The sequence below is a fragment of the Streptomyces sp. NPDC005302 genome, assembly GCF_040607345.1.
Classification (GTDB): Bacteria; Actinomycetota; Actinomycetes; order Streptomycetales; family Streptomycetaceae; genus Streptomyces.
The window spans coordinates 50,293-75,308 of sequence record NZ_JBEXGN010000007.1; the positions used below are offsets into that span (position 1 = coordinate 50,293).

Genomic DNA, 25,016 nt, shown 5'->3' on the forward strand with positions numbered 1-25,016 from the left:
CATGACCCGGATCGATCTCAACGCCGATCTCGGCGAGGGCTTCGGCCGCTGGCGGCTGACGGACGACGAACAGTTGCTGTCCGTCGTCACCAGCGCCAACGTGGCCTGCGGTTTCCACGCCGGGGACGCGGCCACCATGCGGCGGGTGTGCGAACTGGCCGCGGAGCGAGGGGTACGGATCGGCGCCCAGGTCTCGTACCGGGACCTGGCGGGGTTCGGGCGGCGCGCGATGGACGTGCCGTCCGACGAGCTGGCGGCCGAAGTCGCCTACCAGATAGGCGCCTTGGAGGTCTTCGCGCGCGCGGCCGGCTCCCGGGTCGCGTACGTGAAGCCGCACGGCGCGCTCTACAACCGGATCGTGCACGACGAGGAGCAGGCCGCGGCGGTCGTGGAGGGTGTCGCGCTCGCCGGTGTCGGTCTGCCCGTCCTCGGGCTGCCGTCCTCGCGGTTCCTGAAGGTGGCGGAGCGGGCCGGACTGCCGGTCGTCACCGAGGCGTTCGCGGACCGCGCCTACACGCCGGAGGGCACGCTCGTGCCACGCGCCGAGGAGGGTGCGGTGATCACGGACGCCGAGGAGGTCGTCGAGCGCTCACTGGGCCTGGCCCGCTCCGGAGTGGTCACGGCCCGGTCCGGAGAACGCGTCCCGGTCCGCGCCCGCTCCCTGTGCCTGCACGGGGACACTCCGGGCGCGGTCGGCCTGGCGCGCCGGGTGCGCGAGCGGCTGGAGTCCTCGGGCGTGCGCGTGGAGGCGTTCGTATGACGGCTCGCGCGACGGGTCACGCGACACCGCCGGAATCCCCCCGTACCGGCGCCCGGGCCGACCACGGGGCGGCCCGGGCGCCCTCGGGGGACGACGCCGCTCCGGGCCGCCGCACACCGGCGGCGGCCGTGCCGGCCGGTACGAGGGTCCTTCCCGTCGGGGACCGTGCGCTGCTCGTCGAGGTCTCCTCGGGCGAGGCGGCACAGGCGCTGCACGCCGAGTTGCTGCGGCGCCGTGCGGAGGGCTCCCTGACGGTGCGGGAGATCGTGCCGGCGGCGCGCACGGTGCTCCTGGACGGACTGGACGACCCCGCACGGGTGGCGGAGCGGCTGCCCGGCTGGGAGATCCCCCCGCTGGGCACACGCGCGGACGAGGCCGTCGAGATCCCCGTACGCTACGACGGTCCCGATCTGACGGACGTGGCGGCCCTGTGGGGGGTGCGGGTGCACGAGGTGCCGACGATCCACGCGGCGGCCGGGTTCCGGGTCGCCTTCTGCGGGTTCGCGCCCGGCTTCGGATATCTGACCGGACTGCCGGAGCGGTACGACGTGCCGCGCCGGGCCACTCCGAGGACCGCGGTTCCGGCGGGCTCCGTGGCGCTCGCCGGCCCGTACACGGGGGTGTATCCGCGCAGTTCGCCGGGCGGCTGGCAGTTGATCGGCACGACGGACGCGGTCCTGTGGGACCACACGCGTGTGCCGGCGGCGCTGTTGGCGCCGGGCACACGGGTCCGCTTCGTCCCGGTGGACGGCTCGTGAGCGACCGGGCCCTGTCGGTGGTGCGGGCGGGAGCCCTGACCACCGTCCAAGACCAGGGGCGTCCCGGCCACGCGCACCTCGGCGTACCCCGCTCCGGGGCGCTCGACGCCCCGGCGGCGGCGCTGGGCAATCGGCTCGTCGGCAACGCCACCGGGGCGGCCGTGCTGGAGACGACGCTCAACGGCTGCTCCCTGCGCCCCCGTTCGACGGTGGTCGTCGCGGTGACGGGTGCGCCCTGTCCGGTCACGGTGGACGGACGTCCGGCCGGCTGGGGAGCGGCCGTCCGGGTGCCGGCCGGCGCCCTCCTGGACATCGGCCCCGCGCGCGCGGGAGTGCGCTCCTATGTGGCCGTTTCCGGTGGAGTGGCGGTCGATCCGGTGCTCGGCAGCCGGTCCACCGACCTCCTTTCCGGGCTGGGCCCCGCGCCTCTGGCGGACGGAACGGTGCTTCCGCTGGGGTGCCCGGGCGCCCCGTACGCGCGCGTGGACGTCGTTCCGCACCCCGCCCCGCCCGCCGAACTGGTCCTGCGGGTGACGCCGGGCCCGCGCGAGGACTGGTTCACCGGCTCGGCGGTACGGACGCTGACGACCCGCTCCTACCGGATGTCGTCGGCGAGCAACCGGATCGGGCTGCGCACCGACGGCCCCTCTCTGGAGAGGGCCGTTTCCGGTGAACTGCCCAGTGAGGGAATGGTGCTGGGAGCGGTGCAGGTGCCGCCCGACGGGCGGCCGGTGGTGTTCCTCGCCGACCACCCGACGACCGGGGGCTACCCGGTGATCGCTGTCGTCCGTGAGACGGACCTCCCCGCTGCCGCTCAGGCGGTCCCGGGCACCCCGGTCCGTTTCGTGGCGGTACGCCGTCGCTGAGCCCCGCCCGGCGCCCGTAAGCCCTGGAGCGGGACACGGAGACCGCGCCGGCGGGCGGGTCCGGCGCACGGCCGCCCGGCCGTCATGCCGCGTCGGGCTGGTCGGCCACCGACAGGGCGGCCAGCGCGGCGGAGACGGCGTGCGCCGCGCTGAGGTCGAGGCGGGAGCTGGTGCCCCGGGCCCGGTGGCGCACCTCCGACGCGGCGAGGGTGAGCAGTTGGGGCAACAGGTCCGTGCACCGGCGGGCCACCCAGCCCGTTCCGGCGGTGGCGAGCCACCACAGGCTCTCCGAGCGGGTGGGGGCGGCGAACTCGGGCTCCGCCGTCGGCGCGGCCCCGGTGGCGATGCCCCGTGCGGCGAGCAGGGCGTGGAAACGCAGGGCGAGTTGGCGGTGCCCCCGCTCCCCCGGATGCAGCCGGTCGGCGCTCCACATCGCCCGATCGGTCAGCCACTCCTCCTCGGCGGCGTGCAGATGCAGCGCCCCGTGCCGTTCTGACAGCGCGTGCACGACGGTGTTGACCGCGCGCTGCCGCCGGGCCAGCGGACGGGCGAGCGCCCCCGGGAGTCCGAGCATCGAGCCCGGATCCGGCAGGCAGGCCGTCATCACGAGCGTGTCCCGCGCGCGGAACGCCGCGTAGACGGTGTCGAGGCGTTCGGCGACGGAGTGGATGTCGAAGGTGCACCGCAGGGTGTCGTTGACGCCGATGACGACGGAGACGATGTCGGGCCGCAGCGCGAGCGCCTCCGGTGTCTGCCGTTCCAGGACGTCCCGGCTCTGCGCGCCGCTGAGCGCGAGGTTGGTGAACTCCACGGCCGCGTCCACCGGGGCGAGCCCGCGGGCGAGCAGTGCCGCCCACCCCCGCCACCGGTCCCCCACGGGGTCGCCCACGCCTTCCGTGAGCGAGTCCCCGAGGGCCACGAAGCGAAGCGGTCTCATGCCACGCCCTCCTGGAGTTCGTGGAGTTCCTCAGGCCGGGGCGGAGTCTGGACCGGGACGTCGTGCGCGGCGAGGAAGCCCGCGACGGCCGCGTCCCAGCCGAAGCACTCGGCACGCGCGCGTGCCGCCTGGCGGCGCTCGCCCTCGGGCCGGCCGAGCAACAGTCCGACCGCGTCCGCGAAGGAGTCCCCGCTGTCCGCCGCGGTGGCTCCGGCGGAGCCCACCACCTCCGGCAGGGCGGAGAGCGAGCTGGCGACGACGGGGGTGCCGCAGGCCATGGCCTCCAGCGCGGCGAGTCCGAACGTCTCGGCGGGCCCCGGTGCCAGGCACACGTCGGCCGAGGCCTGGAGCGAGCCGAGCAGGGTGCGGTCGGCGACGTGCCCGAGGAAGGTGGCGGGCAGCCTCCGTTCCCGCGCCCGCTGTTCGAGCCGGGCCCTGAGCGGTCCGTCCCCCGCGACGACGAGCACGGCGCGCTGTCCGCGCCGCAGCAGCGCTTCCAGGGCGTCGAGCGCCGTGCCGGGCCGCTTCTCCACCGAGAGCCGGGAGCACATGACGAGCAGGATCTGGTCCGCGCGCGCGTGGCGGGCCCGCGTCGCCGGGTCGCGCAGGGTGGGGTGGCGGCCCTCCAGGTCGACGCCCAGGGGGGCGCGTACGACGTTGCGGGCGCCGATGCGGACGAACTCGCGCTCGGCGAACTCGGTGGTGCACACCACGCGCGCGTAGGTGTGCGCGGTACGGACGTTGAGGGCGTCGGCGGTCCGCCGGGCGATCCCCTCCGGCAGTCCCCAGGTCCGCAGGACACCGTCGGCGGTCTCGTGGGAGACCATGACGGCGGGCACCCGGGCGCGCCGGGCCCAGACTCCGGTCCAGCGCAGGGTGGTGCGGTCCGAGACCTCCAGGCGGTCGGGGGCGAGCGACTCCAGGAGCCTCGCCACTCTCCGCCGGTCGGTCAGCACGCGGTAGCCGCCGGTCCCGGGCAGCAGCGGCCCGGGCAGGGTGATCACGCGCCCCTGTTCGGTCTCGCGGTCGCTCGTGCGCTCGCCGGGAACGATCAGTACCGGGTCGTGGCCCGCCGCCAGATAGCCGGCGCCCAGTTCCCGCAGGGCGGTGCGCAGGCCGCCTGAGGCGGGGGCGACGAAGTTGGCGAGTCGTACGATCCTGAGGCTCATGCCGCCACCAGCTTCCGTGCGGACAGGACGTTCTCGTAGTGGCCGATGAGCTGGTCGCCCACCGCGGCCCAGGTGCGGCCCTCGACCATGGCGTGACCGGCGGCTCCGTAGGCCGCCCGCAGCGCGGGGTCGGCGGCCAGGGTCAGCACGGCGTCCCGCACGGCGTCCGGGTCGCGGGGCGGGACGAGCAGCCCGGTGCGTCCGTGGTCCACCAGATCGAGCGGTCCGCCGGCGGCGGGCGCGACGACGGGCACCCCGCTGGCCATGGCCTCCTGCACGGTCTGGCAGAAGGTCTCGAAGGGACCGGTGTGCGCGAAGACGTCCAGAGAGGCGAAGATCCGCGCTAGTTCGTCACCCGTACGCCGGCCCAGGAAGGCCGCGCCGGGGAGGGCGGCCCGCAGGGTGGTCTCGCTGGGCCCGTCGCCGACCACGACGACGCGGACGCCGTCGAGTTCACAGACCCCGGCGAGCAGCTCGACCTGCTTCTCCGGGGCGAGCCGGCCGACGTAGCCGACGATCAGCTCGCCGTTCGGCGCCAGTTCACGGCGCAGCGCCTCGTCCCGGAGGGCGGGCCGGAAGCGGGCCGTGTCGACGCCGCGCGCCCAGAGCCGCACGCGGGGCACACCGTGCGTCTCGAGGTCGTACAGGGCGGCGCTGGAGGGGGCGAGGGTCAGGTCGGCCGCGGCGTGCACGGAGCGGATGCGCCGCCACGCGGTGGCCTCGCCCGCGCTGATGTACGTACGGGCGTATCCGGCGAGATCGGTCTGGTAGACGGCGACGGCGGGGATGCCGAGCCGGGAGGCGGCCGCCATGCCGCGGACGCCGAGGATGAAGGGGCTGGCCAGGTGGACGATGTCCGCGCGGTGGTCGGTGATGGCGGCGGCGACGCGTCGGCTGGGGAGGGCGACGCGGACCTGGGGGTAGCCCGGGAGCGGGAGGGAGGGGACACGGATGACGGGACACGGCGCGAAGGCGTCGGGTCCGTTCCCGGCGGAGGTGGCCGGGGCGACGACGAGGGGAGCGTGACCGCGATCGACGAGGTGCCGGGCGGTCTGGAGCGCGCAGTGGGCCACGCCGTTCACATCGGGGGGAAAGGATTCGGTCACGATGACGACACGCATACGGGTGTTCTCGCCGTACCGGACGTGGCCGCGTCAACGTCGATCTTTGCGAACGGTGAACGTCCCGTGAGCGTTGCCCTCCGCACCCGTCCAGGTCAGCCCCTGTCCACGCGACTCCGGCTCACGGGCCACCGAACGTTCATACGGCGGGCATGTCGGGCCCGATCCGGCTCCTGACGGCTGTCTGGACCTCGGCCTCCTCGGCCGGATCCGCCGCCAGCCGGCGCAGCTGGTCCACCACGCGCGCGTCGCCGGTCTCGGCGTGCCGTGCGGCGGTCTCCCGGGTGGTCTCCTCGCAGTCCCACAGGCACTCGACGGCGAAGCCCGCGGGGAAGGAGGGATCGGTGACGGCCAGGGCCCGGGCGGCCCGCTGGCGCAGGTGCGAGGAGGCGGTCTCCCGGTAGACGTGGCGCAGGACGGGGGCGGCGCAGGCGATGCCGAGCCGTCCGGTGCCGTCGACGAGGGTCCACAGGGTCGGCGCGTCGGGCCCTTCGCCCCGTACGGCCTCGCGCAGGGCGGCCAGCACCAGGTCGCGGTCCTGCGCTCCGCCGCGGCAGGCGAGGACGCGTCCGGCGGCGGCGCCGAGGGCGTCGGGCCGGTGTGCCCAGCCGCGGGCCCGGTCGACGGCGGCGACGCCGCTCATCCGCTCGAAGGCGTCGACGGCGGCCTCGGTGACGCCCGTCGAGCCGTTCGCCACGGCTGCCTCGATCAGGTCGAGGGCGTCCGGGTCGTTGCCGTCGGCGAGGTAGCGCAGGGCGGTGCAGCGCGCCCCCTCCGCGCCGTGGCGCGCCGCCTCGACGATCTCGGGCCGGTCCTCGGGACCGGCGACGGCGGTCAGGCAGCGGGCGGCCGGCACGTGCAGCGCGGCCCCGCGGTCGATGCCCTGCTGGGCCCAGTCGAAGACGGCCTGCACGCTCCAGCCGGGGCGGGGCCCGGACGGTCGCATCTGGCGCTGCCAGCGGTCGAAGGACCCGGCTTCCTGGGCGGCACGCACGCGGGCCGCGACCAAGGGGCGCGGGTCGTCGGCCCACAGCCGCCAGGGCCGTGGTTCGAACGCGTCGCGCACGGCGGTGGTGAGCGCGGCCTCGCCCTCGGGGTCGGCCGGGAACCGCGCGAGGGTCGGGGCGGCGAGCGCCCGCAGACCGGCGTCGTCGTCCCGCAGGGCGAGTTCGTCGAGGGCCCACGCCCAGTTGGTGCCGGTGGCGGCGTACCTGCGCAGCAGCACGAGCGCGTCCGGCCTGCCGTAGGAGGCGAGGTGTCCGAGGACCGCGAGGGAGAGCCCCGTGCGGGACTCGCAGTCGTCGAGGACGTCCTCGGCGTCGAAGAGGTGCCGCTCGATCTCGTCCAGCTCACCGGCCAGATCGAGGTAGAGACGGGCGTAGTACAGGGAGCGGTTCTCCACCTGCCAGTCGTGGCGGGGATCCCGCAGCACACAGTGGTTCAGCGCGGCGAGCGCCTCGGCCCGCGGTGCGGTGAGCGCGTGCAGCGTGCCGTCGCCGCGGCCCCTCTGGAGCAGGCCGAGCAGCGTACCGCTGGGCGCTATGACCGGATCGAACATGGGAAACAGCCTCACATCAAGCGTCGACGCAACCGGGATTCCTGCATTACCTGGCCGCGTGACAACACGTCGGGGCGCCCGCCGTCTCTTGCTTGCTGAAGACCATCTTCCTCTGCCTCTCGTCGGTGGCCCATGCGGGCCGCGTCACGGTCCGCGCGGTGCGGCAACATCTGCCCGGCCATCACGTCCGTGAATCACGTCGTCATGATGACTCGGCAGTTCTTCCTGCCGCGACCGTATTTCCGGCGGCCCCGTTCCGCCTCCCCTTTTTCTTGCGTTACGCCTGGTCAGGGCGTCGGCGTCAGTGCGCGCCGAACAGTTCGAGCAGGTCGGCCTTGGCGAACATGCGGGCCGTGTCGACCGCCGAGGGCGTGCCCGCGGCCGGATCGGCGCCGGCGGCCAGGAGCACCCGGATCACCGCTTCCTCGCCCTTGAAGACGGCCCCCGCGAGCGGGGTCTGGCCGCGGTCGTTGACGCGGTCGGCCTCGGCGCCGCGGTCCAGCAGGGCACGGACCGCCTCCGCGTGGCCGTGGTACGCCGCGAGCATCACGAGCGAGTCGCCGCGGTCGTTGGTGAGGTTCGCCGGAACGCCCGCGTCCACGTACGCCACGAGCGGGTCCGTCTCACCGCGCCGCGCCAGATCGAAGATCTTGGTCGCGAGCTCCACGACCTCGGGGTCGGGGACTTCACTCATCGGGGCGGACCGCCTCTCACTGCAACCGTTCGGGTGAATCGACAGGGTACTGGCTCCACGGGTACATGACCGGCACCGCCTGCGGCAAAGATCACAAAGCGCGCGCAAGGCGCAACAGACCAGCTCAGGCGGCCCAAGCGAGCTCCACCGCGAGGGTGAAAACAGCAGGAATTCACCCAGTTGCACCTTTTATCGTATGGATACATGCTGTGATCCTGGAACAACTCATGGTGACTGTCCCCACGAACCAGGAGAGCTCAAATGATTCTGTCCATGTCAGGCGTCGTCCTTCTCGGCATCATCGTCTTCCTGTTCTTCAAGAAGGACGGGCTGAAGGCGTCGCACGCTCTGGTGGCCGCACTCTTCGGCTTCTATCTCGCGAGCACGGCGATCGCGCCGAGTATCAAGGCCGGCGGGGAGAGCCTGGCGGGCCTCCTCGGCGGGATCAAGTTCTGACGACGTCCTCCCCCCTCGTACGCACCTCCAGGAGACAGCAGTGGCTCGGCGCCCTCTCCCCCGCATCCTCGTCAACGGCAACGCACAGATCGCCAAGAGCCGGGAGCTGGCCCGGACGGCAGCCGACAGCGCCACCGATGTCCTCCATCCACTGATCACGGTCACTCGTGGACTGCGCCGGCTGGCAGCCGCCGGACGGCGCAAGTGGGCCGCCACGCCCAAGGACCGGCGCGGACCACTGCTGTTCCTGGTGGCCTCGGTGATCCTGGTGGTGGCTCTGGTGCCGTACGGACCGCTGCTCGCCGTCATCAGCCTGATGGCGGCGGCAGCCTGGACCGGCCGGGAACGCACCCCGCCGCCCCCGACCGGTCCCGACGAGGCGCAGACCGGACGCCTCCAGTCGCTCTACGAGGCCCTCGTGCCGTACTTCTCCGCGGCCGAGGACCCCGCTCCCCTCTACGCCCACGGCGGCGACTGGGAGAAGGCCTTCAGCTCGTACGAGTTCGACGACGACGGCCGGGTCTCCCGTCTCCTCATCCGTTATCCGGCGTACTTCACCGACGGCGAGCCGGACGCCCGCGCGCGGATCGAACAGCTCCTGCACGCCAAGTCGGGCCGCGGCCGCGAGTACCACTTCGAGTGGGACGAGGAGGGCAACGACCTCACGGTCACCGTCCTGCCACCGCTGCCCACCGACATCGCCGCCCAGCGCTTCGTCACCGCGCCCGGCGAGACGGTCCTCGGCTTCACCGATCCGGCCGACGTCCAGCGCACGCTCCCCCTCACCTACGGCGAGGAACAGCGGGACGTCCCGCCGGTCGTCTGGCGCACCGGCGTCCGCTCGACAGAACCCCACCTGCTGATCGCGGGCGAACCGGGCACCGGCACGACCACGCTCATGCGCTCCATCGCTCTCCAGGCCCTCCAGTACGGCGATGTCGTCATCGTCGACGGCGGAGGCACCGGCGAGTACGCGTGCCTGACCGGGCGGGACGGCGTCCTGGCCGTCGAATGCGGAACGGCCGGAGCGCTCGAGAGCCTGGAGTGGGCGGCGCACGAGACGGAGCGGCGGCTGATCGCCGCGAACCGCGCCCTCCAGTCGGGACACCCCGCTCCCGACGACATCAAGAACCCCCTGTGGATCCTGGTCGACCGGCCCACCGCACTGGCCCACCTGGCCACCGCCGACGGCCGCACGGACCCGCAGTCGCTGCTCCAGGTGCCGCTGCGGCACGGCCGCGCGGCCGGTGTCACGGTCGTGGTGGCCGAGCACTTCGAGCACCTCGACTTCCTCAGCGACGCGGTGCGGCAGCACACCCGCGCGCGCGTGGTGCTCGGGGCGGCCTCGGCGGGCCAGCTGGCGATGATCCTGGGGGCACCGCCGCACACCACCCCGACCCGCGACGTACCGCCCGGTCGCGGGTACGCCCGGCTGGGCACGGGCCCCGTCCTGCGCCTCCAGGTGCCGGCCACACCCGACCCGTACGACGACGCGACGAGCGAGACGCACCGTCGAGCGGTGCTCGACCTCCTCCCGGAGCGGACCACTCCGTTGGACGCGGAGCCGGTGCCCTCGGAGGTCGCCGGGGTGGCGGTGGCGGAGGGTTAGATCCTCGACGGACGGTCCGGCCGCCGCGTCCCACGGCGCACGACCGTCCGAGAGCCTCGCCCTGCGACGGAGGGGCCGCAGACCCGAGCCGGGGTCTGCGGCCCCTCCGTCATGTCGTCGAACGGAACGGACGGGGCCGCGGGCCGGCCCCCACACCTCTAGGCCACGAACGTCCGCGGACCGTCGTCGCCCCCTCTGACGCCCGTCTCCACGAGGCGGGCCGCCGCGGCGAGCCGCACCGCCGCCTCGTCCGCGACCGCGCCGCCCACGGTGAACGGCAGCCGCACGTATCCCTCGAAGGCGCCGTCCACCCCGAACCGGGGCCCGGACGGGACCCGTACACCCACTCGCTCTCCGACCTCGGCGAGCCGCGAGCCGGACAGCCCGCCCGTCCGCACCCACAGCGTCAGACCGCCGCGCGGAACCGAGAACTCCCACTCGGGCAGTTCCCTGCGGACGGCGGTGACGAGGGCGTCGCGGTTCTCGCGGGCCTGGGTCCGGCGGATGCCCACCGCCTCCTCCCAGCCCCCGGTGCTGAGCAGCCAGTTCACGGCCAGTTGCTCCAGCACGGGTGTGCCGAGGTCGGCGTAGGCGCGCGCGGCGACCAGGGAGCGGATGACGTCCGGAGCGGCCCGCACCCAGCCGATCCGCATGCCCGCCCAGAAGGCCTTGCTCGCGGAACCGACGGTGATCACGGTCGACCCGGCCGGATCGAACCCGCACACCGGCCGGGGCATCTCGACTCCGTCGTCCAGGTGGAGTTCGCTCATCGTCTCGTCGACGACCAGGACGGTCCCCGCCGAACGGGCCGCGTCCACCAGCCCGCGCCGCTGCTCCTCGCTCGCGAGCGCCCCGGTCGGGTTGTGGAAGTCGGCCACCACATAGGCGAGCCGCGGGGCCGCGTCGCGCAGGACCTGACGCCAGCGGTCCATGTCCCAGCCGGAGAGCCCCTCGGCCATCGCGACGGGCACCAGGCGGGCCCCGGCCTCGCGCATCAGCTGAAGGATGTTGGCGTACGAGGGCGACTCGACGGCGATGCGCTCGCCGCGCCCCCCGAACAGATGACAGATCGCGTCGATCGCGCCCATCGCGCCGGTGGTCACCATGATCTGCTCGGGCATCGTCGGGATCCCGCGCGCGGTGTACCGCTCGGCGAGCATGGCGCGCAGCGCGGGCAGCCCGGCGGGATAGTCGCCGTGGGTGTGCGCGTACGGCGGCAACTCCTCCAGCGCGCCCTGAACGGCCCGCGTCAGCCACGGCTCGGGAGCGGGCAGCGCGGCGCAGCCGAGGTCGATCATCGACCCGAGGGTCTCGGGCGGCAGCGGCTCCAGCCCGCGCGCGGGCAGCGGGTTCCCGGCGGGCACGGCGGTCCAGCTGCCGGCTCCGCGACGCGACTCCAGGAAGCCCTCCGCCCGCAGCGCCTCGTAGGCGGCCGCGACGGTCGTACGGCTGACGGACAGGGCCAGCGCCAGCTCACGCTCGGCGGGCAGCCTCGCGGCCACCGGCACCCGGCCTTCGAGCACGAGCAGGCGGACGCCGTCGGCGAGCGCGCGGTAGGCGGGCGGGCGCCGGGTACCGGGGCCCGCGGGGCGCTCCTGCTGGGAGTTGAGGAGCCGGGCGAGTTGCGCGGCCCCCACCGCCGAAGTCCACTGCGCCATGATTCCAGTCCACCTTCCCCGAATTGGCCATGGATGCGGCCACTTCCCACGCCACAGAGTGACATGAGTCAGGCCACTATCACCACCGGGGGGCAACCCATGACCGCACGTTCCGAGTCCGCACCCGTCCCGGACTCGGCGCCCGGCCCCGCTGCGCCCTCCGGATCCCGGCGGCTCCCCCGCCGCCTCGTCCAGCTCTACGCGGGCCTGGCCCTCTACGGCGCGAGTTCGGCGCTGCTCGTGGAGGCGGGGCTGGGCCTGGAGCCGTGGAACGTGCTGCACCAGGGGCTGGCCGAGCTGACCGGTCTGACGATCGGTGTGGTGTCGATCATCGTGGGCGCGGCCGTGCTGCTGCTGTGGATCCCACTGCGCCAACGCCCCGGGCTCGGCACGGTGTCCAACGTCTTCGTGGTCGGCATCGCCATGGACGGCGCCCTCGCCGTCGTCCCGGACGCGCACTCCCTGGCCGTACGCGTTCCGCTGATGCTGGCGGGCGTGGTGCTGAACGGCATGGCGACGGGCCTCTACATCACGGCGGCCTTCGGCCCGGGACCGCGGGACGGTCTGATGACGGGACTGCACCGGCGCACCGGCCGCTCGGTGCGCCTCGTCCGCACGGTCCTCGAAGTGGCCGTCGTCGCGACCGGCTTCGCGCTGGGCGGTTCGGTGGGCGTCGGCACGGTCCTGTACGCCGTGGCCATCGGGCCCCTCGCCCAGCTCTTCCTGCGGGTGTTCGCCGCCCGTCCGGCACCGGCCGGCAGTGCCTCCGTCGCCTCCGGTCGACCGGAGGGCGCCATACTGCCCGGGTGAGCACGCGTATACGGCACCCGTACCTCGACCACCCCGGCCCGATCCCGTTCGCCCACCGGGGCGGTTCGGCGGACGGTCTGGAGAACACGCTGACCCAGTTCCGGCGGGCGGTGGACGCCGGGTACCGCTACATCGAGACCGACGTGCACGCGACGGCGGACGGCAGGCTGGTCGCCTTCCACGACGTGACCCTCGACCGGGTGACGGACGGCGCGGGCCGGATCTCCGAGCTTCCCTGGGAGGACGTGCGGCACGCGCGCGTGGCGGGCAGCGAGCCGGTGCCCCTCTTCGAGGAACTGCTCGAGACGTTCCCCGAGGTGCGCTGGAACGTCGACGTGAAGGCCGAACCGGCCCTCCTGCCACTACTGGACCTGATCGGCCGCACGGACGCCTGGGACCGGGTCTGCGTCGGCTCGTTCTCCGAGGCGCGCGTCGTCCGGGCCCAGCACCTGGCCGGACCGCGGCTCGCGACGTCCTTCGGCACCCGCGGGGTGCTGAATCTGCGGCTGCGCTCGTGGGGCGTCCCTGCCGCGGTGCGCCGCTCGGCGATCGCGGCCCAGGTCCCCGAGACGCAGTCCGGCGTGCCGGTCGTCGACCGTCGCTTCGTCCGCGCCGCCCACGCGCGCGGGCTCCAGGTCCACGTCTGGACCGTGAACGAACCGCAACGCATGCACCGGCTCCTGGACCTGGGAGTCGATGGCATCATGACCGATCACATCGACACGCTGCGCAAGGTCCTGGAAGACCGGGGCACCTGGTTCTGAGCCTGCTCGCGCGGTCCGTCCAGGGGAAACGAGGCCACGGGTGAGCACGGAGACCGTGCGGGCGGGGGCGGCCGACGAGGCCGTGGGGCGCCGACGCGAACAACGCGGCTGGTACTTCTACGACTGGGCGTGCTCCGTCTACTCGACGAGTGTGCTGACCGTGTTCCTCGGCCCCTATCTGACGGCCGTGGCCAAGCACGCGGCGGACGCGGACGGATTCGTCCACCCGTTGGGCGTCCCGGTCCGCGCCGGTTCCTTCTTCGCCTACGCGGTCTCGGCGTCCGTCATCGTGTCGATCTTCGTGATGCCGCTCGCGGGAGCGGCCGCCGACCGCGGCGGCCGCAAGAAGCCACTGCTCGCGGCGGCGGCCTACCTCGGCGCCGCGGCCACCACGGGCATGTTCTTCCTGCACGGCGACCGCTACCTGCTGGGCGGCCTGCTCCTGATCGTCGCGAACGCCTCGCTGGCGGTGTCGATGGTCGTCTACAACTCCTACCTGCCCCAGATCGCCGCACCTGAGGAGCGCGACGCCGTCTCGTCCCGCGGCTGGGCCTTCGGGTACGCGGCCGGCTCCCTGGTCCTGATCGCGAACCTGATCCTGTTCACGGCCCACGACAGCTTCGGCCTCTCCGAGTCGGCGGCCGTCCGCATCTGCCTGGCCTCGGCCGGCGTCTGGTGGGGCGCCTTCACCCTCGTCCCGCTGAAACGGCTGCGGGACCGCCGCGCGCCGTCCACCGGACAGCCGTCCGCGCACGGATGGCGGCAGCTGGCGGCCACGGTGCGCGACATGCGCGGCAAGCCGCTGACCCTGTCGTTCCTGCTCGCCTATCTCATCTACAACGACGGCATCCAAACGGTCATCTCCCAGGCCTCGGTCTACGGCTCCGAGGAACTGGGCCTCAGCCAGTCGACCCTGATCGTGGCCGTCCTGCTGGTCCAGGTGCTCGCGGTGGGAGGGGCACTGGGCATGGGCCGGCTCGCCCGCACGTACGGCGCGAAGCGCACCATCCTCGGTTCGCTCGTCGCCTGGACGCTCACACTCGGTGCCGGCTACTTCCTGCCCGCCGGCGCGCCCGTGTGGTTCTTCGTCCTCGCGTCCGCCATCGGTCTCGTCCTGGGCGGCAGCCAGGCCCTGTCCCGCTCCCTGTTCTCGCACCTGGTGCCGCAGGGCAAGGAGGCCGAGTACTTCTCCGCGTACGAGATGAGCGACCGTGGAATGAGCTGGCTCGGCCCGCTGCTGTTCGGGTTGACCTACCAGCTGACGGGCAGCTACCGGGACGCGATCATCTCGCTCGTGGCCTTCTTCGTCATCGGTTTCGTGCTGCTCGCGAGGGTGCAGGTGCGGCAGGCGGTCCGCGACGCGGGCAATCCCGTACCCGAGAGGATTTAGCGTCCGGGCCCAAAGAGCGGTAGTGTACGCGTTTGGCCTGCCTGGCGTACCGTTACTGCGCGTCAATGATACTGAAGCGTTGGGTGACATCTGATGCCAGATGTGACAAACCGGGCGACGGTGGGTACAACAAGGGGCGGCTACGACGGCGACGCATGACCCGTAACGGGAATCTTTACCGCCGACCGGACGTTGACCGGATGACGACGACAGCGACACCTGTCCTGTGGGCGACAAGCCCGGGAGGCACGATTCATGAGTGAGCGAGCTCTTCGCGGCACACGCCTCGTAGTGACCAGCTATGAGACGGACCGCGGCATCGACTTGGCTCCGCGCCAGGCCGTGGAGTACGCATGCGAGAAGGGACATCGTTTTGAGATGCCCTTCTCGGTGGAGGCCGAAATTCCGGCGGAGTGGGAGTGCAAGGTCTGCGGGGCCCAGGCACTCCTGGTCGACGGCGACGGCCCTGAGGAAAAGAAGGCCAAGCCCGCGCGTACGCACTGGGACATGCTGATGGAGCGACGCACTCGCGAGGAGCTCGAAGAGGTCCTCGAGGAGCGTCTGGCCGTTCTGCGTTCCGGCGCGATGAACATCGCGGTGCATCCGCGCGACAGCCGCAAGTCCGCCTGACCCCCCGGGGTCGAGCGGCATACCACGCACACCGAGACCGCGGGCACCGTACGTCATGTACGGGGCCCGCGGTCTCGTGCGTCGTGGGGCTTCCCCCGTTGTGCGGGCTCCGCGGTCCCCGCTGCCGCGTTCCGGGGGTACCTCGCGCCTCCGCCAGGAAGCCGCGGCTTCCCGGCGCTCAGCGGCGGCGCTAGCGGTTCAGCGGCGGGTACTGCTCGCCGGGTTCGCGCGGCTCGTCGTGGTGGATGACCTCGCCCTGGACCACCTTGCCGTCGGGGCGGTGCATCCGGGCCTGCTGGAAGGCGCCGCCGACGGTGCCGGCCGAGGCCGCGCCCATGGTGCGGTCGAGGGCGCGCTGCGCGTACCGGCTGAGGAGCTTCTGGACGGGCGGGATCAGCAGGAGCAGGCCGAACGCGTCGGAGATCAGCCCCGGGATCATCAGGAGCAGGCCGCCGAGCATCATCATGCCGTTGCCCCCGCCTCCCTCGGCCGGGGGCGCGACGCCGCTCTGCTGCTGCAGTGTCTGGCTGAGGTTCCTGAAGGCGCGGCGGCCGGCCCGCTTGACCACCACGGCTCCGAGCACGATCCCGCCGACGAGCAGCAGGAACACGAGGAAGCCGCTGGTGGCCCGGGCGACCATCACCAGCAGCCAGATCTCCAGCACCAGCCACACCGCGACGCCGAGCGGCAGGAACGTACGCAGCCGTGAGCGGCGCGGCCGTGCGGAGCGGGTGGGGGTCGGAGCGCCAGTCGTCATGCTCCCAGTGTGCCTGGGCCGGGCTCAGTACGGGATAAGCGCATGATCAATCCCCGCTGTGCGACCCGTTCGGAGCTCTCAGGGCTGCTTGCGGCCCGTGATCCGTCCGACGCGCTCCCCCACACCCCAGGTGGTGACGCGCCACAGCGCCTCCACGAGGATGTCGCGGCTCATCTTGGAGTCGCCCAGCTCGCGCTCGACAAAGGTGATCGGGACCTCGACGACGTGATAGCCGGCCCTCACCGCGCGACGGGCGAGGTCGACCTGGAAGCAGTAGCCCTGGGAGGCGACCTCTCCGAGGCCGAGGCCTTCGAGGGTCTCCCGGCGGAAGGCGCGGTAGCCGCCCGTCACGTCGCGGATCGGTACGTCGAGCAGGACGCGGGAGTAGAGGCTGCCGCCGCGCGAGATGAACTCGCGGGACTTCGGCCAGTTGACCACCCGGCCGCCCGGCACCCAGCGCGAACCGAGCACCAGGTCGGCACCCTTGAGGGCGGTCAGCAGGCGGGGAAGCTCCTCGGGCTGGTGGGAGCCGTCGGCGTCCATCTCGATGAGCACGCCGTACCCGTGCTCGATGCCCCACCGGAAGCCCGCGAGGTAGGCGGCGCCGAGGCCTTCCTTGCCCTTGCGGTGCAGCACCTGGACGTTTTCGTCACCGGCGGCGACCTCGTCGGCCAGCTTGCCGGTGCCGTCGGGGCTGTTGTCGTCCGCCACCAGCACGTGCGCCTCGGGCACGGCCGCTCGCACCCGGCTGACGATCTTCTTGATGTTCTCCGCCTCGTTGTAGGTCGGAATGATCACCAAGGCCGTGCCGAGCGGGCCGAACCGCCTCCCCTGGGCTTCCGCCGCGAGGGTCCCGTCGCCGTCGTTCACTGCTGCCCCTTCGTCCGTACGCAGGGGACCACCATAATGCGCCCGGCCTGCACTGCTGTGACGCAGCGTTCGTCCGGGGGTGTCGAATGCGGGTGAGCCGGAGGGCAGGGGCCGCGCGGACGCGCCGTCGCGTCTGCGGATCGGGGCCCGGCGCCCTTCGGGCCGACCAGGGACCCGCTGGCTGCGGGTCGACCGAAAGCCGTTGTCTACTGAACGTCCGGGCCCCACCCGGGTCGCACCTGCCGACTTGTCGGAACGTTCCCTCGCCTCGCTGCGCGGGCGCTGGGCCTGGCTGCCAGTGGTCGTGCGCCGGTGCGGCGCACCACCCCTGACCCAGCGGCACTGCGAGGCAGCGCGGAAGCTCCCCGGTCGGACGTCCGGTGGTGGACGCGGCCGAACCTACCGGCACGCTGCGCCCGGCTGTCAACCGTCCCGTGAGCTGCGCGTTCTCCGTCGCACCCCTGGGCGGTGCCGAGGATGCGCAGGTCGAGCTACGGGGTGGCGGGCGGTGATCGCGGCCGCGGGACCCCGGGACATCACTCGTTAGGCCGTACGAATACCGTCCGTCCGCCGACCACGGTGCGCAGGCAGACGGGCAGGTCCTTCCCGGGCGTCAGATCGGGCAGTCCCGGGGTGCCCGAACGCGGGTCGGTGGACCAGCGCGCGACCCGGTCGTCGGGGGCCTGCACGACCAGCTCGGCGGTGCGCCACACGGCGTAGTCGGCGGGCGCGCCGGGCACCAGCACACCGGCGTCGTCCCGTCCGACGGCCCGCCAGCCGCCCCGGGTGTGGGCCGTGAAGGCGGCGCGGACCGACACCCGGTGCTCGGGGGTGCGGTGGAAGGCCGCGGCGCGGACGGTGCCCCACGGGTCGAGCGGGGTGACGGGGCTGTCGGAGCCGAAGGCCAGCGGCACGCCGGTGCGGAGCAGGGCGGCGAACGGGTTGAGCGTGCGGGCGCGCTCGACGCCCAGTCGCTGGGCGTACATGCCGTCCTCGCCGCCCCAGAGCGCGTCGAAGGCGGGCTGTACGGAGGCGGTGAGGCCCAGCTCGGCGAAGCCCGCGATCGTCTCCGGGGTGAGCATCTCGGCGTGCTCGACGCGATGCCGGGCGGCGCGGACGCGGGCCAGGCCGACCTTCTCCGCGGCGGCGCGGACGCCGTCGACCACGGAGGCCACCGCGGCGTCCCCGATGGCGTGGAAGCCCGCCTGGAGGCCCGCCTCGGTGCAGGCCACGACGTGCGCGGCCACGGCGTCCGTGTCGAGGTGGGAGACGCCGGTGTGGTGCGCGTCGACGTAGGGCTGGTGCAGACAGGCGGTGTGCGATCCGAGGGAGCCGTCGACGAAGAGGTCGCCTGCCGCGCCGACCGCGCCGAGGGCCCGCACCTTGTCGACGTCGCGCTCGGCCCAGTAGCCGACGACACGCGGGCCGGGCTCCCCGGCGGCGAGCCGCAGCAGGCCCGTGAAGTCGTCCTCGGAGGAGATCTCGGGGCCTCCGCACTCGTGCACGGAACCGATGCCGAGCGAGGCGGCGTGGGCGAGGGCGGCGCGCTGGGCCTCGGTGCGCTGGGTCCCGCCGACCGCGGCGAGGGCAGCGGCACGCACCCCGTGGTGGGCGTCGCCGGTCAGCGGGCCGTCCGGCAGGTAGCCGGTGCGCGCGGTGACGCCGGGCACCAGGTCCAGGAGCGCGGTGGTGGCGACGGCGGAGTGCACGTCGATGCGGGACAGGTAGAGCGGGCGTCCGCCGGTGGCCTCGTCGAGTTCGGTGCGGGTCGGGGGCCGCCCACCGGGCCAGCGGGCGGCGTCCCAGCCGTGCCCGAGCAGCACCTGGTCGGCGGGGCGCGCGGCGGCGAAGTCACGGACGAGGGCGAGCGCGGCGTCCAGGGAGGGCGCGTCGGACAGGTCGAGGCCGGTCAGCGCCAGGCCGGTGGCGGTGGTGTGCACGTGGGCGTCGGTGAATGCCGGGGTCACCAGGGCGCCTTCCAGGTCCACGACCTCGTCGACGCCGGTGGCGAAGGCGTCGGCGGCTCCCTCCGAGCCGACCCAGGCGACGTGGCCGCGCTCGACGACCATGGCGGTGGCGAAGGGGTCTGCGGGGCTGTGGACTTCTCCACCGCGCAGCAGCACGGTGACCGACGGGGCGGTGCTCTCACTCATGGGACCAGTCTCCCGCGTCGCCGGCACCGGCCGTCGCCCGGGTGGCCGACCGCACGCTGTCCGGCCCCGTCACGGCGTCCGGGCACCGCGTCGGCGTCACGCGGCCCTCGTGCGCCCGGCGGGGCCCCCTGGCGGCCCCGGAGCGGCCCGGCGGCACCCTGGCGCTCCGCGGCACTCCCGCACGCGCACGCGCGCGTACAGGCGCGTGCGGGCGCTGGGCGCGGGCAGGCGCGGGGACATAAGGACACGGGGACCACGGCCGGCCGATTCCGGCGGACACGCCCGGTCCGGCGTGAGCGGTCAGATGCGCGGGGGCCGCGCTTCGTAGGGGGTCGACAGAACGACCGTCGTGCGGGTCGACACGCCCGCGAGGCTGCGCAGGCGCGCCAGGAGTTCCTCGAGTTCGTGCGGGGTGGAGACGCGCACCTTGAGGATGTAGTTCTCGTCGCCCGCGACGCTGTGGCAGGCCTCGATCTCCGGTACGCCCGCGAGGCGTTCGGCGATGTCGTCCGGGGCGCTCGGGTCGAACGGTTTCGCCGAGATGAAGGCGGTCAGGGGCAGCCCGACCGACTCCGGGTCGACGACCGCGGCGTAGCCGCGGATGACGCCGCGCTGCTCCAGCCGGCGCACCCGCTGGTGCACGGCGGACGTGGACAGGCCCGTGGACTTGCCCAAGTCGGTGTAACTCATCCGCCCGTCTGCGACGAGCAGCTGCACGATCTGTCGGTCCAGCTCCTCCATGGCGCAAGAACCTACAGGGCCCTTGATCCCCGGGGTACTCGGCGGCGCAGGTCATAGCCGGTTTGTGATGTGGCTTAGAGTCACGTGTACGCCACCGGGCGGACAGATCCGCCGGGCCAGGCACCTGCGGGCGGCATGTGACGAACGCCACATGGCCGCAACCGGGTCCGTGATGTTCTCGTGATTACCGCAGAGACGGGGCGGGAAGTGCTTGCTGTGGTCGAGGTCGCAGCGCCTTGTCGGCCCACCCGAGGGGGAGAATCCCATGCAGAGTCTTAAGCGCCCTGGTCGTACCGCGCCCAAGCGGCAGCAGCCCGCATTCGAACCCGAGCCGGAGGGTGTCGAACACGACGCCCTGGACGGCGACGAGTTCGACGCGTACGACACCTTCGAGATGTACCGGGTGATCTGCCCGGACTGCGCGCAGCCGATCGCGCTCCTGGCGGACGAGGAGATCCTGCCGGAGCACGCGCTGTGCGCCTCCCCGTGGAACCCGTTCGGGCTCACGGTGTGCTCGGGCACGGGCCGTGCGGCCGACGACGCGAGGCCGGCCGACGAGTCCGTGGAACCTCAGGAGCAGGACACCGCGCTGCTGTTGACGCTCCCTCAGGGACTCGACTGGCGGACACAGCCGTTCTCCCACGTGGGCGGACCGGCCTCGCGCCCGGTGCGTGTCGTTCCTCTGACGGGGGATCAGGCCGCCTGAACGGCACGCTCGTTCACCGGGCGACGCCCGGCCCGTCCCAGTAGCTGCCCTGCACCATGGCCCGCAGGCTGTCGTGGTGCAGGATCAGCGTGTCCGGGTCCGGGGGAACGGCAACCTCGCCGAAGTGCGCCTGGCGGTAGGCGATGCGCAGCATGACGATCGCGTGCCGCAGCGCGGCGTACAGCGTGTAGAAGTCCATGTCGCGTGGTGTGTGTCCGGTGAGCCGGGCGTAGCGGGCCTCGACGCGGTCGCGGCGCAGGAATGCCGGGAGCCCCGGCTGCCCGAAGCTCACGGTCAGGTCCTGGAAGAAGCGGTGCAGGTAGACGGTCCAGCCGAGGTCCACCTCGCGCGGGGCGGGCGCCGCCATCTCCCAGTCCAGCACCGCGACGGGGTCGAACCCGTCGTAGACGACGTTCCCGATGCGCGCGTCACCCCAGTTGAGCACCGCCTCGCCCTCGTCGCGCGGCCATAGCGCCTCGAGCCGGTCGAAGGCGCTCTCGATGAGCGGTGAGGGCGACAGTCCGTCGATCACCCAGGCGTAGTAGGCGCGTTGGGATGCCACATGGCGCCGCAGTGGGCTTCCGTCGCCCGGCAGGCGCAGGAAGTCGGCCTGCACGAGGGGTACTTGGTCGTGCAGTCGGGCGATCAGCGCGACGGACGCCGCTTCCAGGTGTTCGCGTTCGGCCCCGCTCGCCGCGTGCAGCCAGTTGCCTTCGTACGTGTAGGGCATGACGTCCGGAGGGACGCGTCCGGCGATCCGCTCCATCACGAAGAAGGGCACCCCGAGCGGGCCCGGGTCCTCCTCCAGCCAGCGCACCCGGGGGACCGGCAGATCGCTGTGTTCTCCGACCAGGCGCATCGTGCGGTACTGCCGGGCCATGTCGTACACGGGGAACACGCTGTAGGCGGCGGGGTCCGCGGCGGCTCTCAACGCGCAGGCTCGCAGCGGTGGTTCGGGGTGGTCGACGTCGAAGAGCAGGGTCTCGCTGGACGTGCCGTTGGACTCGGGGACCCGCACGTCCACCGCCCTGGCGCCCGGGAGGCGGGCGTCGAGCCAGGTCGTCAGGCGCCGGGCGAGTTCTCCGGGGTCGCGGGTGGTCGTACGCGGGCGGGGTGCCGTGGCCATCTCGCCACTCCTCTCAGGGCGCGACCGAGTCGAACCCGGTGAAGCCGCTCGGGTCGTGGCGGCCGAACGAGCCGTGCTCGAAGATCCCGTGTCCGACCTGCCCGTCGAGGGTGAACCGGGCGGCGTGGTCGGTCACCCCGTAGCCGGCGAGGGGGTGGGCCGCCGGGTCGGCGAGGTCGTACACGCGCCGGTCGGTCCATCCGCGGCCGCGCCAGGTGCCGTGCTGCCAGTCGTCGGCGGGCGGATACCCGGCCCCGACCGCGAGCGGCGAGGAGCAGAGCACCTCGACGCCCAGCTCCAGCGGCTTGCGGTCCCGCGGGTGGGTGAGGTGCAGGACGGCGGAGGTGGGCCGGCGGGTGCCGGAGCGGTAGGTGATGTCGGCCTGGGGCCAGCCGAGTTGGAGGTCCCGGTGGCCGTCTCGCACCACGGTCGCGTCGCTCAGGGTGCGGTACCCGTCGGCGTCCTCCTGGACGACGACCATCAGGAAGCGGTCCTCGAAGCGCACCGGGCACCAGATCCAGTGGAACCCCTCGGCCGGGTTCTCGGCGGCGAGACGGCCGCCTTCCTCGCCCGGGATGGGGCGCACCCCCCAGCTGCGGTCCCGGGTGCCGGTCCACTCTCCCGCGCCGACCGGGATCTCGTCGCCGTCGACCCGGATGACACCCTCGACACCGCCGGCCTGGACGAAGCGGCGGCCCTCCAGGGTGAGCCGGCCGCCCCGGCGCTGGACGTGGTGCGGCTCCCACAGGGCGGGGAAGTCCGCGGTCCAGGTGAGGTCGTACGCGAGGGAGTCGTCGTCGGACCGCAGCCGGAACCGGCGCAGCGGCTCCTCGACGGTGATCCGGAAGGGGCCGACGGCGAGGTCCGTGCGGTCGTCGCCGAGCGCGTCCGAGGCGCGAACGGCGTGCAGGCGGTCGCCGAGCCGCAGGGTGGCGTAGGCGTCGATCACCCCGACGTTCGGGTAGACGCCGAGGCCGAGGATCAGCAGGGCGCGGCCAGTGTGGTCCAGAACATGGAAGATGCAGCGGTCGTAGGCGTTCCGGTCACCGCCGGCCACGTGCTTCATGGACAGCGGGACCTGGTGCACGGGGTATTCGTCGAGGGGGACGGGGCGGTCGTCGGTCACGGCAGGCCTCCCTGGGCGCGCGGCAGTTGACGTCGCCCGGAGGGGTACGGCCCCCGGCGGCAGAGTTGACGGTACGTCAGATGACGGTCGGGGACCAGACACACGTTCACCGAGGGAGCCCCGCACGGGGTCCGTCGCGAACGCACGGCCGAATCCGTGGGCGGGTGACCTGTCCGCCCGCCCCGGCGTTGCCCCGGTATGAACCCCACCTATGCTGCGACCGGGCGTCGGCGCCGGATCCTCGTCCCGGTTCCGGCAGAATCGGTTCACCGTGCGCCGCCCCCGCCTGCTCCGCCGGTTCAGGATCCGCCCATCTACCTCGCCCTGATGCGGGCGTGGGCCGATCACGGCCGCACGCTCCCGGGGCGCCACGACCCGGAGTGGGTGCGCCTTTCGGCGCCATCGGCGATGTACGGGTACAGCACCTTCGGCGCGAGCCGGGATCCGCGCGGGGAGCCGCGTTTCGTACCGGTCCGCGACCCGCGGAACGAGGGGCAGTTCAACGCCTCCAGGGATCCGCGCAACGAGTTCGGCGTGACCCCGGACCGGCGCGGCGAGTTGGGTGCGGGGCCGGACCCGCAGGGCGGGTTCGGGGCGCACCGTGGCCCGCGCGGGGATCTCGGCGCGGGCCGGGACCCGCAGGGCGTCGCGCGCTGACCGAGCCCCGGGGCCGCCGGCCGCACGGCGGCGGCATCGCCCCCGAGCCAGGGCCGCGCGCTCGCCGGAGCCGACAGGCGCGCTCGACTCGGACCGCAACCCTGCCCGTCCACGCGCCGGGGAGATCTCCGGTCGGGCGACGTCGCCTCCAATCCACAGCATCGAAGGGGTAGTTGACGGCCGCGGACCGCGCGGCGGGGAATTGGTCCGAACCATTGACGCAGTGGTCTAGTCCTCCTAGGGTTCCCCCAACGCCTCAGCGCGTTCATGCCAAGCGGCATGCGGCGGTCCCTCACGGCCGCCGACAGGTCCCGGCACGAACGCCCCACGCTCCCCTCCCCCACGAGGAGAACCGATGCTCCGACCGCACCTCCCCCGCGCGCTCTCCCCCGTCAGGCGCTCCCCCGGCGCCAGAAGCACGTCCGTCCGCGCGCTCGTCTCCGCCGCGTGTTGCGCCGTCCTCGGCGCGGGACTGCTGGCCGGCGCCGGCACGGCGACGGCCGACGCGAACGCAGCAGGCAGGACCACCACGAGCACCGTGGGGTCCGCGAGCGCCGCGGCAGCGGGCTCCAAGGTCGTCGGCTACTTCACCGAATGGGGTGTCTACGACCGGAACTACCACGTCAAGAACGTCGAGACGTCCGGTTCGGCCGCCAAACTGACCCACATCAACTACGCGTTCGGCAACGTCACCGGCGGCAAGTGCGCCATGGGCGACTCCTACGCGGCGACCGACAAGGCGTACACCGCCGACCAGTCCGTCGACGGCACCGCCGACACCTGGGACCAGCCGCTGCGCGGCAACTTCAACCAGCTGCGCGAGCTGAAGAAGAAGCACCCGAACCTCAAGGTGCTCTGGTCCTTCGGCGGCTGGACCTGGTCGGGCGGCTTCACCGAGGCCGCCAAGAACCCCGCCGCCTTCGCCCAGTCCTGCTACGACCTGGTCGAGAACTCCAAGTGGGCGGACGTCTTCGACGGCATCGACATCGACTGGGAGTACCCCAACTCCTGCGGCCTGTCCTGCGACACCAGCGGCAAGGCGGCGTTCAAGAACGTCGTGGCCGCACTGCGCGCGAAGTTCGGCAGCGGCAACCTGGTCACCGCGGCGATCACGGCCGACGCCACCACCGGCGGGAAGATCGACGCCACGGACTACGCGGGCGCTGCCCAGTACGTCGACTGGTACAACCCGATGACGTACGACTTCTTCGGCGCCTGGGACGCGACCGGTCCGACGGCCCCGCACTCGCCGCTGAACTCGTACACCGGCATCCCGAAGGCGAACTACTACACCTCGGCGACCATCGCGAAGCTCAAGGGCCTCGGCATCCCGGCCTCGAAGCTGCTGCTCGGCATCGGCTTCTACGGCCGCGGCTGGACCGGCGTCACCCAGGCGGCACCCGGCGGCACGGCGACCGGCCCGGCGGCGGGCACGTACGAGCAGGGCATCGACGACTACAAGGTGCTCAAGACGAAGTGCCCGGCGACCGGCACGGTGGCGGGTACCGCGTACGCCAAGTGCGGTACCAACTGGTGGAGCTACGACACCCCGTCGACCATCGCGGGCAAGATGAGCTACAAGAACGCGCAGGGCCTGGGCGGCACCTTCCTCTGGGAGCTGAGCGGCGACACCTCGAACGGTGAGCTGATCAAGTCGGTCAACTAGCCTTCACGGCAGGCAGGTCGGGGCGGACGCCGGT

General features: G+C 73.1%; 24 protein-coding genes and 1 pseudogene. 13 read left to right on the plus strand and 12 right to left on the minus strand.

The features are described 5' to 3' along the window. Position 1: 1 nt before the first annotated feature. The 3 genes from ABZT74_RS12640 to ABZT74_RS12650 are packed head-to-tail and all read left to right on the plus strand — an operon-like array spanning position 2 to position 2,384. Positions 2-760 (plus strand): 5-oxoprolinase subunit PxpA, encoded by a 759-nt coding sequence (locus tag ABZT74_RS12640; protein WP_356434530.1) that lies wholly within the window; start codon positions 2-4, stop codon positions 758-760. After that, entirely contained in the window at positions 757-1,518 is a 762-nt protein-coding gene (locus tag ABZT74_RS12645) for an allophanate hydrolase subunit 1 (protein WP_356434533.1), read from the plus strand. The genes ABZT74_RS12640 and ABZT74_RS12645 overlap by 4 nt, the downstream gene beginning before the upstream one ends. After that, entirely contained in the window at positions 1,515-2,384 is an 870-nt protein-coding gene (locus ABZT74_RS12650) for a biotin-dependent carboxyltransferase family protein (RefSeq protein WP_356434536.1), read from the plus strand. Before ABZT74_RS12645 ends, ABZT74_RS12650 begins: the two co-directional genes overlap by 4 nt. Before the next feature lie 82 nt (positions 2,385-2,466). On the opposite strand, the gene ABZT74_RS12655 is transcribed toward ABZT74_RS12650, so the two are convergent. The 5 genes from ABZT74_RS12655 to ABZT74_RS12675 all read right to left on the minus strand — a co-directional run bounded on the left by ABZT74_RS12655 (position 2,467) and on the right by ABZT74_RS12675 (position 7,863). Next, positions 2,467-3,321 (minus strand): SGNH/GDSL hydrolase family protein, encoded by an 855-nt coding sequence (locus ABZT74_RS12655; RefSeq protein ID WP_356434539.1) that lies wholly within the window; start codon positions 3,319-3,321, stop codon positions 2,467-2,469. After that, the gene (locus ABZT74_RS12660; RefSeq protein WP_356434542.1) at positions 3,318-4,490 is read right to left on the minus strand and encodes a glycosyltransferase; all 1,173 of its coding nucleotides are present in this window, start codon (positions 4,488-4,490) and stop codon (positions 3,318-3,320) included. The genes ABZT74_RS12655 and ABZT74_RS12660 overlap by 4 nt, the downstream gene beginning before the upstream one ends. After that, positions 4,487-5,611, minus strand: a complete 1,125-nt coding sequence (locus tag ABZT74_RS12665) for a glycosyltransferase family 1 protein (RefSeq protein WP_356434545.1) — start codon at positions 5,609-5,611, stop codon at positions 4,487-4,489. Before ABZT74_RS12665 ends, ABZT74_RS12660 begins: the two co-directional genes overlap by 4 nt. Positions 5,612-5,750: 139 nt before the next feature. After that, on the minus strand, positions 5,751-7,169 hold the full coding sequence (locus ABZT74_RS12670; RefSeq protein WP_356434548.1) for a HEAT repeat domain-containing protein: 1,419 nt from the start codon (positions 7,167-7,169) through the stop codon (positions 5,751-5,753). Between the two features lie 301 nt (positions 7,170-7,470). Next, positions 7,471-7,863 carry an ankyrin repeat domain-containing protein gene (locus ABZT74_RS12675; RefSeq protein ID WP_355866331.1) on the minus strand — a complete coding sequence of 131 codons (393 nt, stop codon included), beginning with the start codon at positions 7,861-7,863 and terminating at the stop codon, positions 7,471-7,473. A gap of 261 nt (positions 7,864-8,124) precedes the next feature. Here ABZT74_RS12675 and ABZT74_RS12680 point away from each other — a divergent pair, with 261 nt between their 5' ends. Together ABZT74_RS12680 and ABZT74_RS12685 are read left to right on the plus strand one after the other, a co-directional pair. Then, on the plus strand, positions 8,125-8,319 hold the full coding sequence (locus ABZT74_RS12680) for a hypothetical protein (RefSeq protein ID WP_037621052.1): 195 nt from the start codon (positions 8,125-8,127) through the stop codon (positions 8,317-8,319). A 40-nt stretch (positions 8,320-8,359) separates the two neighbouring features. Further along, positions 8,360-9,928 (plus strand): ATP-binding protein, encoded by a 1,569-nt coding sequence (locus tag ABZT74_RS12685; RefSeq protein ID WP_356434551.1) that lies wholly within the window; start codon positions 8,360-8,362, stop codon positions 9,926-9,928. 158 nt (positions 9,929-10,086) lie between these two features. On the opposite strand, the gene ABZT74_RS12690 is transcribed toward ABZT74_RS12685, so the two are convergent. After that, positions 10,087-11,586 carry a PLP-dependent aminotransferase family protein gene (locus ABZT74_RS12690; protein ID WP_355866324.1) on the minus strand — a complete coding sequence of 500 codons (1,500 nt, stop codon included), beginning with the start codon at positions 11,584-11,586 and terminating at the stop codon, positions 10,087-10,089. A 63-nt stretch (positions 11,587-11,649) separates the two neighbouring features. On the opposite strand from ABZT74_RS12690, the gene ABZT74_RS12695 reads away from it, so the two are divergent. The 4 genes from ABZT74_RS12695 (at position 11,650) to ABZT74_RS12710 (ending at position 15,180) form a co-directional block, all read left to right on the plus strand. Then, a complete protein-coding gene (locus ABZT74_RS12695; protein WP_356434555.1) occupies positions 11,650-12,396 on the plus strand; it encodes a hypothetical protein in 747 nt (248 codons plus the stop codon). Further along, positions 12,393-13,160, plus strand: a complete 768-nt coding sequence (locus tag ABZT74_RS12700; protein WP_355866318.1) for a glycerophosphodiester phosphodiesterase — start codon at positions 12,393-12,395, stop codon at positions 13,158-13,160. Before ABZT74_RS12695 ends, ABZT74_RS12700 begins: the two co-directional genes overlap by 4 nt. Positions 13,161-13,200: 40 nt before the next feature. After that, entirely contained in the window at positions 13,201-14,550 is a 1,350-nt protein-coding gene (locus ABZT74_RS12705; RefSeq protein WP_356434558.1) for an MFS transporter, read from the plus strand. Positions 14,551-14,805: 255 nt separating this feature from the next. After that, positions 14,806-15,180, plus strand: coding sequence for an RNA polymerase-binding protein RbpA (locus tag ABZT74_RS12710; protein ID WP_081223278.1), 375 nt, complete (start codon positions 14,806-14,808; stop codon positions 15,178-15,180). A gap of 190 nt (positions 15,181-15,370) precedes the next feature. On the opposite strand, the gene fxsA is transcribed toward ABZT74_RS12710, so the two are convergent. From fxsA to ABZT74_RS12730, 4 genes are all read right to left on the minus strand, one after another. Continuing rightward, positions 15,371-15,937: an FxsA family membrane protein gene (fxsA, locus tag ABZT74_RS12715; protein WP_356434561.1), complete on the minus strand. Its 567-nt coding sequence runs from the start codon at positions 15,935-15,937 to the stop codon at positions 15,371-15,373. A gap of 78 nt (positions 15,938-16,015) precedes the next feature. Beyond that, positions 16,016-16,807 carry a polyprenol monophosphomannose synthase gene (locus tag ABZT74_RS12720; protein ID WP_355866308.1) on the minus strand — a complete coding sequence of 264 codons (792 nt, stop codon included), beginning with the start codon at positions 16,805-16,807 and terminating at the stop codon, positions 16,016-16,018. Positions 16,808-17,343: 536 nt separating this feature from the next. Further along, the gene (locus ABZT74_RS12725) at positions 17,344-18,960 is read right to left on the minus strand and encodes an amidohydrolase (protein ID WP_356434564.1); all 1,617 of its coding nucleotides are present in this window, start codon (positions 18,958-18,960) and stop codon (positions 17,344-17,346) included. Between the two features lie 300 nt (positions 18,961-19,260). Continuing rightward, positions 19,261-19,701 carry an Lrp/AsnC family transcriptional regulator gene (locus tag ABZT74_RS12730; RefSeq protein ID WP_356173202.1) on the minus strand — a complete coding sequence of 147 codons (441 nt, stop codon included), beginning with the start codon at positions 19,699-19,701 and terminating at the stop codon, positions 19,261-19,263. Positions 19,702-19,966: 265 nt separating this feature from the next. Between ABZT74_RS12730 and ABZT74_RS12735 the strand changes: the two genes are divergently transcribed. Next, positions 19,967-20,407: a hypothetical protein gene (locus ABZT74_RS12735; protein WP_356434567.1), complete on the plus strand. Its 441-nt coding sequence runs from the start codon at positions 19,967-19,969 to the stop codon at positions 20,405-20,407. A gap of 13 nt (positions 20,408-20,420) precedes the next feature. Here the strand turns inward: ABZT74_RS12735 and ABZT74_RS12740 are convergent, their stop codons facing one another. Next, positions 20,421-21,533, minus strand: coding sequence for a phosphotransferase family protein (locus ABZT74_RS12740; RefSeq protein WP_356434570.1), 1,113 nt, complete (start codon positions 21,531-21,533; stop codon positions 20,421-20,423). Positions 21,534-21,546: 13 nt separating this feature from the next. Further along, positions 21,547-22,659 (minus strand): hypothetical protein, encoded by a 1,113-nt coding sequence (locus ABZT74_RS12745; RefSeq protein WP_356434573.1) that lies wholly within the window; start codon positions 22,657-22,659, stop codon positions 21,547-21,549. Positions 22,660-22,857: 198 nt separating this feature from the next. Here ABZT74_RS12745 and ABZT74_RS12750 point away from each other — a divergent pair. The 3 genes and pseudogenes from ABZT74_RS12750 to ABZT74_RS12760 form a co-directional block, all read left to right on the plus strand. Then, positions 22,858-23,061, plus strand: a pseudogene (locus tag ABZT74_RS12750) (hypothetical protein); the annotation flags it as partial. Between the two features lie 6 nt (positions 23,062-23,067). Then, a complete protein-coding gene (locus ABZT74_RS12755; protein ID WP_356434876.1) occupies positions 23,068-23,316 on the plus strand; it encodes a hypothetical protein in 249 nt (82 codons plus the stop codon). A 355-nt stretch (positions 23,317-23,671) separates the two neighbouring features. Then, positions 23,672-24,982, plus strand: a complete 1,311-nt coding sequence (locus ABZT74_RS12760; protein WP_356173191.1) for a glycoside hydrolase family 18 protein — start codon at positions 23,672-23,674, stop codon at positions 24,980-24,982. Positions 24,983-25,016: the final 34 nt, after the last annotated feature.

Coding starts and splice junctions, on each gene's coding strand:
- ABZT74_RS12735 (WP_356434567.1), top strand. CDS start 19,967: ATGCAGAGTCTTAAGCGCCCTGGTCGTACCGCGCCCAAGCGGCAGCAG.
- ABZT74_RS12755 (WP_356434876.1), top strand. CDS start 23,068: ATGTACGGGTACAGCACCTTCGGCGCGAGCCGGGATCCGCGCGGGGAG.
- ABZT74_RS12675 (WP_355866331.1), bottom strand. CDS start 7,863: ATGAGTGAAGTCCCCGACCCCGAGGTCGTGGAGCTCGCGACCAAGATC.
- ABZT74_RS12640 (WP_356434530.1), top strand. CDS start 2: ATGACCCGGATCGATCTCAACGCCGATCTCGGCGAGGGCTTCGGCCGC.
- ABZT74_RS12730 (WP_356173202.1), bottom strand. CDS start 19,701: ATGGAGGAGCTGGACCGACAGATCGTGCAGCTGCTCGTCGCAGACGGG.
- ABZT74_RS12660 (WP_356434542.1), bottom strand. CDS start 4,490: ATGAGCCTCAGGATCGTACGACTCGCCAACTTCGTCGCCCCCGCCTCA.
- fxsA (WP_356434561.1), bottom strand. CDS start 15,937: ATGACGACTGGCGCTCCGACCCCCACCCGCTCCGCACGGCCGCGCCGC.
- ABZT74_RS12695 (WP_356434555.1), top strand. CDS start 11,650: ATGAGTCAGGCCACTATCACCACCGGGGGGCAACCCATGACCGCACGT.
- ABZT74_RS12760 (WP_356173191.1), top strand. CDS start 23,672: ATGCTCCGACCGCACCTCCCCCGCGCGCTCTCCCCCGTCAGGCGCTCC.
- ABZT74_RS12690 (WP_355866324.1), bottom strand. CDS start 11,586: ATGGCGCAGTGGACTTCGGCGGTGGGGGCCGCGCAACTCGCCCGGCTC.
- ABZT74_RS12710 (WP_081223278.1), top strand. CDS start 14,806: ATGAGTGAGCGAGCTCTTCGCGGCACACGCCTCGTAGTGACCAGCTAT.
- ABZT74_RS12645 (WP_356434533.1), top strand. CDS start 757: ATGACGGCTCGCGCGACGGGTCACGCGACACCGCCGGAATCCCCCCGT.
- ABZT74_RS12670 (WP_356434548.1), bottom strand. CDS start 7,169: ATGTTCGATCCGGTCATAGCGCCCAGCGGTACGCTGCTCGGCCTGCTC.
- ABZT74_RS12740 (WP_356434570.1), bottom strand. CDS start 21,533: ATGGCCACGGCACCCCGCCCGCGTACGACCACCCGCGACCCCGGAGAA.
- ABZT74_RS12655 (WP_356434539.1), bottom strand. CDS start 3,321: ATGAGACCGCTTCGCTTCGTGGCCCTCGGGGACTCGCTCACGGAAGGC.
- ABZT74_RS12680 (WP_037621052.1), top strand. CDS start 8,125: ATGATTCTGTCCATGTCAGGCGTCGTCCTTCTCGGCATCATCGTCTTC.
- ABZT74_RS12665 (WP_356434545.1), bottom strand. CDS start 5,611: ATGCGTGTCGTCATCGTGACCGAATCCTTTCCCCCCGATGTGAACGGC.
- ABZT74_RS12725 (WP_356434564.1), bottom strand. CDS start 18,960: ATGAGTGAGAGCACCGCCCCGTCGGTCACCGTGCTGCTGCGCGGTGGA.